Origin of the sequence: Halobacillus sp. A1-3, assembly GCF_050971765.1 — a bacterium.
Lineage (GTDB): Bacteria > Bacillota > Bacilli > Bacillales > Halobacillaceae > Halobacillus > Halobacillus mangrovi_B.
In genome coordinates this window covers 348,826-364,266 of sequence record NZ_JBPCEO010000002.1, presented here as the reverse complement: position 1 = coordinate 364,266, position 15,441 = coordinate 348,826, and the positions used below count along the sequence as shown (strand labels likewise).

Below are 15,441 nucleotides of genomic sequence, written 5' to 3'. Positions count from 1 at the left end.
TTTCGAAACAAGGTTTTTTACTTTGATTTTGGACAATTGAGGTGGCAAGATTGCGTATTTTAGTTACAGGAGGAGCGGGGTTCATAGGATCTCATGTCTGCTCCAGACTTATTAATGAAAATCATGAGGTCACCATTGTGGATAATTTTGACCCTTATTACGATCCTGATCGAAAAAGGCGCCAATTGGATCAAGTGAAAAGAGCAGGGGACTTTCATTTTTATAAAGTGGATTTAACCGATAAAAAAGCCTGTCAGAAGATTTTTAAAGATCAGTCCTATGATGCCGTTATTCATCTCGCTGCTCTGCCTGGAGTGGCTTATTCAGTAAAAGAACCTTTAGCCTATGTCCATTATGATATTGAAATGACGATCAACGTACTGAAAAGTGCAGGGGAGGCCGGAGTTCCTCATGTTATTTTTTCATCATCGTCGTCTGTATATGGAAACCAAGAAGGTCGTCCATTGACCGAAGATATGGCTGATGGGAAAGTCGTTTCCCCTTATGCTGCCTCTAAGTTCGGGGCAGAATCCTTTTGCCATTCCTTTCAGCACATCTATGGTTTTCGATTGTCCATTCTTCGCTTTTTTACTGTCTATGGCCCGTGGGGAAGACCGGACATGGCAATTCCCAAATTTGCGGACTTGCTTTCCAATCGTTTGCCGATAGAAGTCTTTGGGAGTGGAACAGCGCGTGATTATACGTATATTGATGATATCGTCGATGGTGTCTATGCCGTCTTAGGTCAAAACCACATGAATGAGACGTTTAATATTGGATATGGAGAGCCCGTCACAATGGAACGACTGCTGAAGAATTTTGAAAAATTTTATCCAGACATGGAAATGGTACAAAAGCCGTGGCGGACGGGGGATGTCGTTCAAACCTGGTCAGATATTTCAAAAGCGAAAACACTACTCGGCTATAAACCTACTGTTTCCATAGAAGAAGGAATTGAACGTACAGTGCGTTGGATGAATTCATGCACCAAATGAAGCGTTATGTACAATGGGGAGGCAGAGTAATTGTCGGTGTTTGTTTCATATGGTTAACATCCATCGCTTTTGACCTTTCGTATATTCTTAGTGAAATGAAAGCTCTGTTTCGTAACGGATGGATCCTTCTAGCGATGACCATTGCTTATCTATCCGCCTTCCTTCTGAGAGCGAAAGCTTGGCAGATGTATGTAAATGAGCGAATGCCTTTCAAGCATTTTGTCGATGGATTGTTCTATAGCTTATTTCTTAATCATCTGCTTCCGATAAAAGCCGGGGATTTAATTCGGACAGGGTACTTGGCAAGCTCAAATCAAGTCAGTTGGAAATCAGCTCTCGAGTCCGTAATTATCATGAGGATTCTCGATTTAATGATTCTTGGATTCATCGCTTTGGCAGGTGTCTTTTATTTAGGCATGTCGATCTCTTATTTATTCATGATTGGATTGATCGTAGGTGGAGCTGCGTTACTGGGCCTTCTCCTATTAAAAGAAAAGTGGAGAAAGGTAATTTTTTCACAAGCAAAGCATGCAGGATCGATTATTTTTTCGGTAAAAGGGATAGTACTCGTTCTGCTGATTGTAGTAAGCTGGATTCTGGAAGCTGTCATCGTAATTGCGGTTTCCACTCAGTTTGAAACAACGCTTACGTTTCTGAAGTCCATCTGGGTAAACAGCTTTACGATTGCTGGTCAAGTGTTCCATTTTTCCCCAGGCGGGATTGGCACCTATGAAAGCTTCATGAGCTTTGGATTAAGGGCCTTTCAGGTTCCGATCAAGGAAGCGTATACCATTGCCATCCTGACCCACGGATATAAATTCATTTTTTCATTTGTTATCGGTTTTTATTTAATTCTCTCTGCTCCTATTTCATGGACAACCATAAAGCTCTGGATGAAAAGAAAGGAAGATTAGTATGAAACAGGCCTCCACATTCGAGGTGATTGCCGCACGAGGCTGGAATTTATTAAATGAAGGCAAGCCGTTCACACCGATTTTTGTCGTCGGGACGATGCTTCTTTTTTATATGAAAGAATGGGGAGACCCTTCCTTCTGGCAGGCAGCTGGATTCAGCTTTTTGTTTGTTGTGCCTTTACTTGCTCTATATTACCATTACGACTTTCCTCTCTTGCTGAGGAATTATCTTTGGATTCCTTTCGTCGGTTATTTGATCGTGTATGGAGCAGTGAACCTGGCACTCTTAGGATTCGCGCTAGGACTTTATTACTTTTTCACGGTCTTTTTTTGGGGTACCTTCTATTATCATTTAAGAATTGGTACGTCTTGGCTGAATTTTACGCGGTTCTGGAAACTTGTTTTAAAAAATAGTGATTCGACAAGCGGCAATGCTCAGGAGCAGATGCCGAAATTCTTGCTGATTCTATCCGTTTGGGAGTTGTTCTTCGTTCAGACTACTGAGGGCCGTTCAGTAGATATCATTGGGTATGCCTTGTTCCTTGTTGGGGTGTGGGCTTTATCCTGGGTGCTTCATCGTTATTTATTCGATTGGAAACCGGAGATGAAACAAACCTATACAGAGCCTGTAAAAGACCATGAGCAACCCAATGATAAAGTAATTATGATTGTCATTGATGGAATGAGAAAAGAACGTTTCCAGGAAGCGAACACTCCATTTTTGGATAAACTACGCAAAAGTGGAACAGAGTACGCCCAGATGGAAACAGTCTATCCTGCGCGGACAGTTGTTTGTTTTTCATCGATGATGACGGGGACGTACCCGAAAGAACATGGCATCAAATCAAACATGGTGTGGAAACTAGGAATCAAAGTCGAATCTATATTTGATTCTTTAAGAAAAGTTGGAAAGAAAGGGCGGCTGCTGGGAGTTGCTCATCTGATTGATGCTATGGGAGATGATGTCGATTCTTATACGGCTGTCATGGATAATGATTCCGTAGATAAAGGGATTCTGGAAAATGCGAAGCAAATTATGGAAAAAGAAGACCTGGACTTTTTCAATATCCAGCTGATCTCTACCGATCAAACCGGACATAGCCGTGGGGTCCTCTATGATGAATACATTCAAAAAATCGAAGAGGCGGACCGTTTAATTGAAGAGTTTGTATACTGGATGGAAACGAAGGGATACATGGATAATACCACCTTGCTTATTTGTGCTGACCATGGACAGGCGGATGGAATCGGTGGGCACGGTCATTTGGACGAAGGAGAACGTTACGTTCCATTCTTTATGTGCGGACCAACCATTGAGGAAGGAAAAGTGGTAGATGACAAGCACAGTTTAATCTCTGTTGCACCAACAGTGGCTCACTTACTCGGTGTTCCTTTACCGAATCACAGCCGTGGAGCTATACTGACAGAAGCAATAAAAACGACAAGAAAGGAATCTCAGCATGAAGCAGAAAGTCATCGTATTTTTACCAGCACACAATGAAGAAGAATCGATCGCAGAAGTGATTCGAAAAATACCTCGCAACTTCCATCCATTGATTAAGGTGGAGGTGCTTGTCATCAATGATGGCTCAACAGATAAAACGGTAGAGATAGCCAAAAAGGCTGGTGCCGACCATATATTTTCACACACCGAAAATAAAGGGTTAGGGGCTTCTGTACGAGAAGCTTTGAAGCAGTCTTATCAATTAGGAGCTGATATCGGTGTCATGATTGATGCGGATAATGAGTATCCGGCCTGGGAAATACCCGAATTGATTCAGCCAATCCTTGAGGGAGATTATGACTATACGATGGGGTCAAGATTTTTAGGGACCATTCAAGGGATGAGATTGCATCGCCGATTAGGGAACTACTTCTTTACCTTTTTACAATCGGTGCTGCTTGGAAAGTGGATTTACGACGGTCAATCGGGGATGCGTGCCTTCTCAAGACAGGCAATGGAGCATGCTGAAATTATCCATGACTACAACTATGCACAAGTCCTTACCCTGAACCTTGTGAGAAAAGGGTTTCGGGTTAAAGAAGTGCCTATTACGTACCAGGTTCGATCCAAAGGACAGTCATTCATCAAGTTCCGAGCCTATATGACTTCGGTGCTTCCGGCAATTGTCAAAGAAATGTCACGTCCTTTGAAAAAAGTTGAGATTAAGTGCCGTCCTTTAGAACTAAAGGGTTCGGCTCAATCAAAGGCGGAATGAATACGCTTTTTCTTATTGACAATGATATTGATAATCTTTATCATTTAATTGACAGGAGTTGCTATGCATGAAAAAATTCAGTTTATTTCTAGCTATGATGCTGTTCATCACGTTCTCTATACAAACCAATGTGGCTGCATACTCTTATGGTGATCCTAGTGAAGAGAAGATTGCTGAAGTTTATAAGGACATGGTCGTAAAATTAAATCAAACGCCTCCGAACTTTGAGGAAGCGGAAGCTCTTTACAATACTGTAAAAGAAGAAGTCGATATGCATATGGGAGAAGATGTATCCGAAGTGATCCTCGACTCCATTGAAAATAAAGACAAAGAAGCAACCATTGAAAATATGCAAAAGCTTTTGGCGTTGAACATTTCTAGACGCCTTGAAGCCATTGAAAAGAATTTTGATGATTATGATACAAGTAAGAAGTTGTTGGCTAAGGGAAATGCTACATATGAAGCTTTATCCCCTGCCGTGGCAAACGAAAATTCTGAATTGGATGGCAAAATCAAAGATGAATTTGATCAAGCACTTGAAGCTCTAGGAAACCCTGGTTTATTCGGCGTAGGGGAGAAAGAATCAGATAAGGAACAATTTGTTTCAAGTAAGGATTTTATTCTAGAAGAATTGAAACAACCCTTTGATATTGAGGAATACAGTGCCGGGCACTTTACCGAAAGTGCGACAGAGGGAGAGAATGGAAGCCAATCTGCTGTTGATAAGTATACAGACTTTTCTGAATTGAAAAATTGGCTCCCTCTCTTGGTCATTGGTGTAGTCATCATCGGTGTTGTCATTTATTTTATTCGTAGAAAAAAATGATCCCAAGCGTAGAAGAGGTGTAGGTTCATGGAAATCCAAGCGTTGTTAATCACTTTTCGTGAGGTGTTAGAAGCCCTTTTGATTGTCGGTATCATTACCACTTTCCTTAAAAGGACAGATAACAAGAAATTTACTAAATATGTGTGGCTGGGAGCAGGACTCGCCATTCTTGCAAGTGTAGGAGTAGCGATGTTGTTTCAAGTCGTATTCACAAGCTTTGCAGCCATGGGCAGCGAGATGTATTTGAAAGTCAGCATCATGCTTGTGTCATCCTTGTTACTGACTCAAATGGTCTTTTGGATGGCTAAACACAGTAAAAACCTTAAAGGGCAAATGGAAGGCAAGATGGGTAAATTAGTGACGACAGGGAACGTCGTCGGTATGGTCATCCACTCTTTCTTAGTCGTTCTTCGTGAAGGAGTTGAAACGGTTTTCTTCTTCGCTGCGATTACGGGCGGAGACATCGAAAAAGGTTTTCAAGGATGGGGAGCTATTACAGGGGTCATTATTGCTTCTGTCATCAGCTACCTGTTCTTCAAAGGGACTATGCGTATTCCTTTGAAATCCTTCTTTAAAGTGACTGGAGCTTTTATTGTCATGATTGCTGCAGGTCTTCTCGTACAAGGTATTTCTATGATGCAAGACTTGCAAATGATCGGAAGTGTTATGCCTCATGTTTATAACATCACTTGGTTACTTCCAGAACACCCAATTGATTATGCACACTTCTTACGTGATACAGGAACAGCGCCCCTTCTTTCCGGCGATGTAGGAATTTTCCTGAAAGCTTTGTTTGGATATTCCTCCATGCCTTCTCTTGAAGAAATGCTTGCCTATATTGGGTACTTTGTTGTTATTTACCTTTTAGTTACGGCAAAGAATCAAGAGCCAGCCAAACAAAAGGTAGAGAAAGTTCAAAAACAAGTAAAGCCTACGTATTCCAATCAAGCGGCAGGACAGAACGTTAAATAAATGAGTTCAAATGCAAGGCGTAATTTCGATTATGCCTTGCATTTTCTATGTATGATCAAAAAGGAGCAGTCAGTCATGAAGCTGAGTCTAGATGATTCCAATAAAAAAATCACTATAATTGCCTGGGCAATGTTTTTGATTTTCGTGAGCTATACATTGTATTTCAGACTAATAGATGCAAGTGAATGGGCGAGGTCCTGGGACCAGGTAGATTTTGCCCTTGGAATCACGGATTACGATCTTTTTTCCATGCAGCCACATTTCCCAGGCTATCCTTATTTTATCTTAGGCGGCATGATGGTACATAGATGGATTGGAGATCCTATCCATGCCCTATCTGTTTTTAACACGATGATAACAATGAGTTCCCTTGTTCCAATCTACTTGTTATTCAAGAGAAGATTCCCTGTTCTTCAAGCGCTTTTATTTACGGCTGTCATTCACTCTATGGGGTATTTGTGGGTCATGAGTACGGAAGCGATGAGTGAAGCGGCAGCGGTCTCTGTGCTTTGGTGGTATGTATGGAGTCTATATCAAGCAAGCAGGTCTTCTGCGTTAGGCTGGCGAATTCTCCCTCTCCTTCTTTTCAGTGTTTTGTTGGGAGTGCGTTTATCCTATCTCCCCTTCGGTTTAGGTATTCTTTGGTTTTGGTGGAGAGAACGGAGGGCTTTTCTATCGAAAAAGTCTTACGCTCAGTTTATTTTAACCCAGGCTTTCCTTGCCGTAGCTTTTCAACTCATTTGGGTAGTTGGATTGTTGCTTTCTACCGGCAGTTTTAGTACGTTTATCGAGCTTGCTTTTGGTTTTGTTGCCGGTCATTTTACGGAATGGGGAGGAGCGGTGACTGCGGATTCGATGCCGCTGTGGGAAAGGATGATCATGCTCCTTTTCTATAATCTAGGCTGGACAGCCCTTAGCGCAAGGTCCTGGGTTATCCTTGGGTTATACGTTACATTATTCCTGTTGATCATCTTTCAGTTCTCAAAGACAAGATTTAAAAAGGATACGTTTTTACATGGTCTCTTACTTTTATGGATCGCCTATTTCTTATGGGCGCTTTTTGCACAGAACATTGATAAGCCAAGACACATCTTGCCTTTGTCCGGAGTATCTGTGTATATTCTGCTTCATTTCTATGCTGATCGAGCGAAAATGGTTATCATCGGGGTGGGTATATCCCTTGTGATTGTCCAAACTTGGGTCGGTCAAGGTTTGGCTGAAAAAAAAGCAGAGCTTCCACCTGCCGTTTATCAACTTACTCAACATATAAGTGACTTAAAGGGACAAAAGGTTGTATATACTTGGGAAGAGTCACGCGTAATGGACTATCTTTCAGTTGATTTCGCATACAAGAAGATTTTTACGTATGACTATTTTCAATCCGAATTGACCTACAATAAGGATAAGAGAGTCTTATTGACGAATCATGTCATAAAGGGATTCGAAAAGCAGGGGTATGATGTGCAAAATAGAGTACGAAAAATCGCTGAATTCAGTTCAAATGATCTGTATGATCCCGTGTACGGGAAGATAGAGCTTTACGAATGGATAAGGAAGTAGAAGAGGTGTTTGTTAGTGAAATTAGCCGTAGTAGGAACAGGGTATGTCGGTCTGGTGACAGGAGTTTGCTTAGCGGAAATCGGTCATCAGGTTACGTGTATTGATATAGATGAAGAAAAGGTTGAAAAGATGAAGAAAGGGATACCCCCTATTTATGAGGAGGGGTTGGAATCCTTAATGAAGCAAAACATTCAAGCAGAGAGACTGTTCTTTTCGAGCGAGTTTGAAAAAGGCTTGGAAAAGGCTGGTGTTATTTACCTTGCTGTAGGAACCCCGCAGTACCCTGATGGTACAACAGATTTAACAGCAGTAGAGAGCGCAGCAAAAAGCATTGCCCATCACCTTGTTCAAGACGCAATCATTGTCACCAAGAGTACGGTTCCTGTGGGATCGAATGAATATCTTAAATCGTTCATTCATTCTCATTTGAAAAACGATGTTTCCATTGAAGTGGTACATAACCCTGAGTTCTTACGGGAGGGCTCAGCGATTCACGATACGTTCCATGGAGATCGTATTGTGATTGGAGCAGAGAATAAGCAGGCAGCTGCTGTGATTGAACAAATAAATCAGCCGTTAGATCTCCCTTTGGTTGTCACAGACATCAAAAATGCTGAAATGATTAAATACGCTTCGAATGCTTTTTTAGCAACAAAAATCAGCTTCATTAATGAGATTGCGAATATATGTGAAAAAATAGGGGCGAATGTAGAAGATGTTGCCTATGGAATGGGGTTGGACAAACGAATTGGACACCAGTTTTTAAAGGCAGGTATCGGTTATGGCGGTTCCTGTTTCCCGAAAGATACCAATGCCCTGGTACATATGGCCGGTGGAGTCGACCATGATTTTGAATTGCTAAAATCAGTGATTCGTGTTAATAATCAACAGCAACTATCTCTTGTTCAAAAAGCTAAGCAGCGATTAGGCAGTCTCGAAGGGAAAAAGGTAGCGGTCCTGGGGCTCGCCTATAAACCGGGTACAGATGATATGCGAGAGGCAGCTTCCCTAGTCGTGATTCATCGACTGATAGAGGAGGGGGCGGAGGTAACGGCTTATGATCCGTTTGCGATGGAAAATGCCGCACCTATTTTGCCCCGGCAGGTGTGGTTTGCCAAATCGGCGGCGGAGGCCCTTCATGATGCTGAGGTAGGTTTTATCTTAACGGAATGGGATCAAATCAAAAACTTATCACTAAAAGATGTGAAAGAGCTAATGAAGGCGGATCCGATTATTTATGATGGGAGAAACTGTTTCCAATTGGACGATGTACGCCAACATCTGATCGAATATCATTCCGTCGGGCGTCCTAGTATTGCGGGTGATTTAAGAAGTAGCTAAATGGCTGTCGAGAAAATCTCGACAGCCATTTTTATTTAAAAATCCCCTGTATTTGCAAAAGTTCTACAATCTTTTACATTCCCGTAACCTATTATTATTATTCTATTAAAGTTTCCTCCTTACACTAATACTCGCAAACTACTTAGGAGGTATGATACTTATGAAAAACAACTTGAAGAAGGTGCTCTCTGTAACGGCGCTATCCACCATGCTTTTTGGAACAGCTGCGGGAGTGACTCAGAACCAATACGTAAGTGCGGAGGAGAATGAAAAAGGATCTGAAGTGAAAAATGTCATATTCCTAGTTGGAGATGGAATGGGTCCTGCTTATAATACAGCCTATCGTTACTTTAAAGATGATCTAGATACAATGGAGATGGAGGAGACCTCATTTGATCCTTATCTGAAAGGTGTTCAGACGGTTTACTCTGCAGATCCTTTCCATGATGGCGGAGAAGATGATGAAAAAGAGAACATTCCAGACTCTGCTGCCACAGCCACATCCATGTCTTCCGGTGTAAAAACTTATAACGGTGCCATCGGTGTAGATTTGGAGAAACAAGACACGAAAACCGTTCTTGAGCAAGCTAAAGAACAAGGTATGTCTACAGGGCTTGTTTCAACTTCGCAAATCAACCATGCAACACCAGCAGCATTTGGAACTCATGATGAGTCCCGTCACAACTATGATGCTATTGCTGACGATTATTATGACGATCAGATTAAGGGGGAGCATAAAGTTGACGTCCTTCTAGGTGGAGGTACGGATTACTTTGAACGTGATGATCGAAATCTAGCAGAAGAATTCCAGAAGGATGGCTATGATTATGCCACAACGACAAAAGAAATGAAAAAATCTTCTAGTGATCAAATTCTTGGTTTGTTTGCTCCTGTAGGATTGGACAAGGCCATTGATCGACCAAAAGAACAGCCTTCTTTGGAAGAGATGACATCGACAGCTCTGGATAAACTGAGTGAAAATGAAGATGGATTCTTCCTTATGGTAGAGGGAAGCCAGATTGACTGGGCAGGACATGATAATGACGTGGTCGGAGCTATGAGTGAAATGGAGGACTTCGAAAAAGCTTTTCAAAAAGTCATTGAGTTTGCGAAAGAAGACGAAGAAACGCTTGTAGTAGCCACGGCTGACCATTCCACAGGCGGCATGACAATTGGAGAGGGAGGCCCATACAAATGGGATCCTCAAACGATCCGAGCAGCGAAAAAGACACCGGACTATATGGCTGAACAAATTGTAGAAGAAGGAAAGAAAGTCAAGACTGTTCTAAATAAAAACATAAAGTTCAAGCTGAAAGAAGAGGAACTTAAAGCTGTTCAAGATGCAGTGGAAGCAGAGTATGATAAGGAAGAAGCCAAGCTGACAGAAGTAGATAATCAAATTGAAAAAATCTTTAACGAACGTTCTGGAACAGGGTGGACAACGGACGGTCACACAGGGGTTGATGTAAATGTGTATGCTTATGGACCTCAATCAGAACAGTTCAGTGGATTAATTGATAACACAGATCAAGCGAAAAACATCTCTAAGATTCTTGAAAATAAGAAACCTGAGAATGTCTCGAAGGTTGAAGAAGAATCAGTTAAGAAGGCAGGGGCTATTTACCCATCCAGTATGTTATTTGGCGCATTGTTTGTGGGTGGAGGAGCTTTCTTCGCATTCCGAAAACGAAAGACGAACCAATAAATAAGACCCTATTAAAAGAGCGAAGGCTAGATAAGCCTTCGCTCTTTTTCTTATAAAATTACTGATCGGTTTTTTGAGTAATTTCCTGCCATTCAGTATGGAAGGTACCTTCTTTGTCGAGACGCTGATAGGTGTGAGCGCCGAAGTAGTCACGCTGAGCCTGCAGAAGATTGGCTGGAAGACGCTCAGAGCGATAGCTGTCATAATACGCAAGAGCGCTAGACAACGCTGGAACTGCAATACCTTGTTCGATTGCAAGGGTTATTACCTTACGCAAGGATTTGTGGTAATCATTTGCGATATTCTTGAAGTAAGAGTCAAGAAGAAGGTTGTCCAGTTTAGGCTCACGGTCGTAAGCTTCTTTAATTTTCTGAAGGAACTGAGCACGGATGATGCATCCACCGCGGAAGATCATGGCAATGTTTCCGTAATCCAGGTTCCAGTTATATTCTTCAGACGCTTTGCCCATTTGAGCAAATCCTTGGGCGTAGGAGCAAATTTTACTAAAGTATAGAGCTTGACGAAGCTGTTCAAGCAGTTCTTCTTTAGAGCCTTGGAATTCCTCAGCTTCAGGTCCGTTCAGTTCTTTACTTGCTTTCACGCGCTCATCTTTCAATGCTGAAATAAAGCGTGCGTAAACAGATTCTGTAATGATGGACTGTGGTACGCCCAGATCTAGAGCGCTTTGACTAGCCCATTTTCCAGTTCCTTTTTGACCGGCTGTATCAAGGATGTTGTCGACTAGAAGTGTACCTTTGTTAACATCATCTTCTTTCTTGAAAATGTCGGCTGTAATTTCGATTAAGTAACTGTCTAGTTCACCTTTGTTCCACTCAGCAAACACTTCATGAAGTTCTTCTCCTGACATCTTCAGTACGTTCTTAAGGATAAAGTACACTTCAGAAATTAACTGCATGTCACTATATTCGATGCCGTTGTGAACCATCTTCACATAGTGCCCAGAACCGTCTGGACCAGTATAGGCTGCACACGGCTCTTCATTGACCTTTGCAGAGATAGCTTTCAATAATGGCTCTACGTGCTCGTATGCTTCCTTTGAACCTCCAGCCATGATAGAAGGACCATTCAAAGCGCCCTCTTCACCACCCGATACACCGGTTCCGATAAAGTGGATGCCGCGTTCTTTCATTTTTTCGTTACGCTCAATTGTATCTTTATAGAAGGTGTTACCTCCATCGATTAAAATGTCGCCTTCATCAAGGTGAGGAAGCAGTGTATCAATCGTTGCATCTGTCGGCTTACCTGCTTTGACCATAAGCAGAATCGCTCTAGGTTTTTCAAGAGAAGCCACAAAGTCTTCGATTTTTTCATTACCTACAAAGTTTTTACCCTTTGCTTCATTTTCTAGAAATTTTTCTGTTCGTTCATAAGTACGGTTGAATACGGATACGTTATACCCGCGGCTTTCGATGTTTAGCGCAAGGTTTTTACCCATTACGGTTAAACCAACAACGCCTACGTTTTGTAATTGAGTCATCATTATTAACTCCTTTTGGGTTCAAAATTTATTTCAACTTACTATTCATTATACATAAAATAATTTTCATGTAAACGAAATTGGAACTGAAATTATTTTTCTTAATAAAGGAGAATGAAGAAATGATATAGAAAGAAACAAAAAGTAAACAAAGGAATGATGTCTTTTTATGAATGTAAATAAGGTAAGGAAAATACATATCATTGGCTCGGTGGGGAGTGGTAAGACAACTTTAGCAAAGTCTTTGTCTACTTCTCTACATCTGCCTCATTACGAGTTGGATAATGTAGTATGGATAAGACGGGCAACCGGTGATGTACGAAGGTTGGTGACAGATCGGGATGAATATCTAAAGAAGATCACCAGCTTAGACAAGTGGATTATTGAAGGGGTGCATCACACATGGGTAGATGACAGCCTTTAGAAGGCAGACGTCATTCTATTTCTAAACCCTTCCTATAAGAAAAGGTTATGGCAAATCAACCTCCGATTTATTAGGCAAAAATTAAGAATAGAACGAGCCTGACTTCGATATGCTACAAAAAATGTACCAGTGGAATAGGAGGTTCGAAAAGGAAGGAAAAAGGGAAGTGACTGAGAAGCTTAAAGCTTACGATAGAAAAGTGATAGCAATCAACAACAGTGATGTGCGAACGTATTTCCAATAAAGGTAGGGAAGGTATAATGAAACTAAAATATTTTGAACAAGCAGATTTTCATAAGCTTATCGGATGGATAGACAATCCAGAGTTGCTGCTGCAATGGGGAGGTCCGAATTTTCAGTTCCCTCTCGATGAATCCCAGTTACATAGATATCTTGAAGGAGCGAATGTCAAAGGAGCTGCTACTTACGTGTACAGTGTTCTTAACAAAGAGAGTACCGAGGTGGTTGGACACATCTCTTTAGGAAAAGTAGATTACGCTCACCAGTCTGCTAGAGTTGGAAAAGTATTGGTTGGAGACAAGGAGATAAGAGGGCAGGGGATTGGGCAAACGATGATGGAAGAGATTTTAAAAATAGCCTTTAATGAGCTTCATTTGCACCGTGTGAGTCTTGGGGTATTTGATTTTAACCACTCAGCTATCTCCTGTTATGAGAAAGCGGGCTTTAAGAAGGAAGGGTTACTAAGGGATGCACGGAAGTATAAAGATGAATATTGGAGTCTTTGGGAAATGAGCATCCTTCGTCCAGAATGGGAAAGTAAAAACGAAGTCCCTCTGTTTAAGTAAACAGAGGGGGAACCACGCATCAATGGTGTGGTTGGTGAGGGAGGAGTAAATTCCAATCCATACAACGTGATGTTGTTATATGGATCGGAAGTATCGTGTTGACCTTTGGTCTTATCATGATTACCTTCTCTTCACTACCAGTTACAAATACTTAGAAAAAATATGGGAAGAGGTTAATAATTACAAATAAAGGGAAATGAACAGAAAACCTTACCAATTCAGGAAGAAAGAATGATGTTGATCTTATCCATCTTATTAGTTGTGCTGATGGGTGCCAGAGTATTTTCCCTTCCTTTTTTTCAACCAAGCCCGAACATCCTGACAAACATGGAAAATGGCGTATTTATTAATAGCTCCATAAGGCCAAGCGCATATCTTTATAAGGTAGGGCGCTTTTTATGTAAGTATACGTCTGCCACTATAGAAAACTCCGTTTGAAAAAGTAATCTAATACGGAAGAGAGGGATTCTATGCCGGATGGAAGCAAGTTTAAAAGAAGGTTAAAGAATATTGGGCCTGGAGCGATCGTCGCTGCGGCAATTATCGGTCCAGGAACCGTTACCACAGCAAGTAAAGTTGGGGCGGAATTTGGGTATGCACTGATCTGGGCACTGGTTTTTTCTGTGTTAGCAACGATGGCTCTTCAAGAAATGGTAACAAGATTAGGAGTTATTACTAGGAAAGACTTGAGTACAATTTTACGTGAACAGTTTTCTCATCCTGTATTAAAATGGCTGACCATTCTTCTTATTATCTCAGCAATAGTGATTGGCAGTGCTGCCTATGAAGCGGGGAATATCGTAGGCGGAGCTCTTGGAATGGTTGCCATTACTGGGCTTTCTACTCCTGTTGTTTCTATTATCATTGGTGTATTATCTGGACTCTTGTTATGGATTGGGAAATATAAGATTATCGAACGCATATTTATTACCCTCATTGCCTTGATGACTACTAGTTTCGTTATCACTGCGATTGTCATTCAACCTGATTTATCTGCTATTATCACAGAGGGATTTGTACCTAAAGTCTCTGGAGGAAATACGTTATATGTCATTTCTTTAATTGGTACAACTATTGTTCCTTACACCTTATTCTTACAATCATCCACTGTGCAGGAGCGGTTCAAGGGAGAAGCGGAACTGAAGGACAGTCGATTTGATGTCATCACAACAATCACAATTTGCGGAGTCATTTCCGTCTCGATCATCATTACTGCTGCGGCAGCTTTTCCATTAGGCACAGGTCTGAATGATCCGAGTACAATGGCTGACCAGTTAAAACCATTACTTGGTTCCTGGGCGAAATACGTTTTTGCTTTTGGAATATTCGCTGCTGGAATTTCATCCGCTATGACAGCACCTCTTGCGGCTGCTTATGCAACAGCTGGTGCGTTAGGATGGGGAAACAATCTTCGTTCAGCAAAATTCCGGTTTGTTTGGATAGTTGTTCTGCTTATCGGCATTATTTTTGCCAGTCTTGGTTATGATCCTATCCAACTCATTGTATTCTCACAGTATGCGAACGGTTTGATTTTACCAATTATTGTACTCTTTCTTATGTTTGCTATGAACAATAAACAAACTCTACGAGGTCATGTGAACTCGACTTTTGTAAATGTAATAGGATGGCTGATTTTCGCCATTACAGTGACGCTGTCGCTCATTTCCTTTGGAATCTTTTAAGTGCAGGGAACTTCCTAATTGATGGAAGTTCCTTTTTTTATGAAACGAAATTAGTAAACGTTCGTATATGAGAGGAAAGATTTTCATTCTTTAGTCGGAGAAGAACTACTTCCGAATTCTGAAGATTTAATCTACTCACCTTTGTATCATGAACCTAAGTTAAATAAGATAATAAAATATGAGATAGAAAGGAAGTAAATGATATGCCGCGACCAATTACTTTATGGCTTGATGAAAAGAAAAGCTTGGGAGTCGCCGAATTACAAGATCCAGTTTTCGGCACCTCCTTTCATCCAATAGAATGTACTTCCTACTCAAAAGAGGAGTTTGTAATTATAGCGAATCTTTGGTATACAACCTATACCGGAGCAAGGCATTATTTTCGAGCTGATACAAATCGCTATCTTCCCAATGGAAGAATGAAAAAAGTTTGCACAACTCTATATAATGTTGTAAAGGGCGGTGGATTGGTTGAAAATAATTAGTGGGAAAGAAGCTT

The 15,441-nt window shown here is 41.3% G+C and carries 14 protein-coding genes; 13 read left to right on the top strand and 1 reads right to left on the bottom strand.

The annotated features are described in order from the left end of the window. Positions 1–50 precede the first annotated feature (50 nt). From ACRYKC_RS04635 to ACRYKC_RS04595, 9 genes are all read left to right on the top strand, one after another. Positions 51–995 (top strand): NAD-dependent epimerase/dehydratase family protein, encoded by a 945-nt coding sequence (locus tag ACRYKC_RS04635; protein ID WP_433805521.1) that lies wholly within the window; start codon positions 51–53, stop codon positions 993–995. Beyond that, a complete protein-coding gene (locus ACRYKC_RS04630; RefSeq protein WP_433805520.1) occupies positions 983–1,909 on the top strand; it encodes a lysylphosphatidylglycerol synthase transmembrane domain-containing protein in 927 nt (308 codons plus the stop codon). Before ACRYKC_RS04635 ends, ACRYKC_RS04630 begins: the two co-directional genes overlap by 13 nt. 1 nt (position 1,910) lies before the next feature. Continuing rightward, positions 1,911–3,410, top strand: a complete 1,500-nt coding sequence (locus ACRYKC_RS04625; RefSeq protein ID WP_433805519.1) for an alkaline phosphatase family protein — start codon at positions 1,911–1,913, stop codon at positions 3,408–3,410. Next, positions 3,370–4,128, top strand: a complete 759-nt coding sequence (locus ACRYKC_RS04620; RefSeq protein ID WP_433805518.1) for a glycosyltransferase family 2 protein — start codon at positions 3,370–3,372, stop codon at positions 4,126–4,128. Before ACRYKC_RS04625 ends, ACRYKC_RS04620 begins: the two co-directional genes overlap by 41 nt. Before the next feature lie 67 nt (positions 4,129–4,195). After that, positions 4,196–4,954: a hypothetical protein gene (locus tag ACRYKC_RS04615; protein WP_433805517.1), complete on the top strand. Its 759-nt coding sequence runs from the start codon at positions 4,196–4,198 to the stop codon at positions 4,952–4,954. 27 nt (positions 4,955–4,981) lie between these two features. Continuing rightward, positions 4,982–5,926 carry an FTR1 family iron permease gene (locus ACRYKC_RS04610; protein ID WP_433805516.1) on the top strand — a complete coding sequence of 315 codons (945 nt, stop codon included), beginning with the start codon at positions 4,982–4,984 and terminating at the stop codon, positions 5,924–5,926. Positions 5,927–6,001: 75 nt separating this feature from the next. Continuing rightward, positions 6,002–7,486, top strand: a complete 1,485-nt coding sequence (locus ACRYKC_RS04605) for a nucleoporin-interacting protein (protein ID WP_433805515.1) — start codon at positions 6,002–6,004, stop codon at positions 7,484–7,486. A 15-nt stretch (positions 7,487–7,501) separates the two neighbouring features. Continuing rightward, entirely contained in the window at positions 7,502–8,827 is a 1,326-nt protein-coding gene (locus tag ACRYKC_RS04600) for a UDP-glucose dehydrogenase family protein (RefSeq protein ID WP_433805514.1), read from the top strand. Between the two features lie 151 nt (positions 8,828–8,978). Next, positions 8,979–10,532, top strand: a complete 1,554-nt coding sequence (locus ACRYKC_RS04595; protein WP_433805513.1) for an alkaline phosphatase — start codon at positions 8,979–8,981, stop codon at positions 10,530–10,532. A 58-nt stretch (positions 10,533–10,590) separates the two neighbouring features. On the opposite strand, the gene gndA is transcribed toward ACRYKC_RS04595, so the two are convergent. Then, positions 10,591–12,030: an NADP-dependent phosphogluconate dehydrogenase gene (gene gndA, locus ACRYKC_RS04590; RefSeq protein WP_433805512.1), complete on the bottom strand. Its 1,440-nt coding sequence runs from the start codon at positions 12,028–12,030 to the stop codon at positions 10,591–10,593. Positions 12,031–12,199: 169 nt separating this feature from the next. Between gndA and ACRYKC_RS04585 the strand changes: the two genes are divergently transcribed. The 4 genes from ACRYKC_RS04585 (at position 12,200) to ACRYKC_RS04570 (ending at position 15,427) form a co-directional block, all read left to right on the top strand. Further along, positions 12,200–12,454: a P-loop NTPase family protein gene (locus tag ACRYKC_RS04585; RefSeq protein ID WP_433805511.1), complete on the top strand. Its 255-nt coding sequence runs from the start codon at positions 12,200–12,202 to the stop codon at positions 12,452–12,454. Between the two features lie 257 nt (positions 12,455–12,711). Continuing rightward, positions 12,712–13,260 (top strand): GNAT family N-acetyltransferase, encoded by a 549-nt coding sequence (locus ACRYKC_RS04580; protein WP_433805713.1) that lies wholly within the window; start codon positions 12,712–12,714, stop codon positions 13,258–13,260. Between the two features lie 470 nt (positions 13,261–13,730). After that, positions 13,731–14,942 carry an Nramp family divalent metal transporter gene (locus tag ACRYKC_RS04575; RefSeq protein ID WP_433805510.1) on the top strand — a complete coding sequence of 404 codons (1,212 nt, stop codon included), beginning with the start codon at positions 13,731–13,733 and terminating at the stop codon, positions 14,940–14,942. A 203-nt stretch (positions 14,943–15,145) separates the two neighbouring features. Further along, entirely contained in the window at positions 15,146–15,427 is a 282-nt protein-coding gene (locus tag ACRYKC_RS04570) for a hypothetical protein (RefSeq protein ID WP_433805509.1), read from the top strand. The last annotated feature ends 14 nt before the right edge of the window (positions 15,428–15,441 follow it).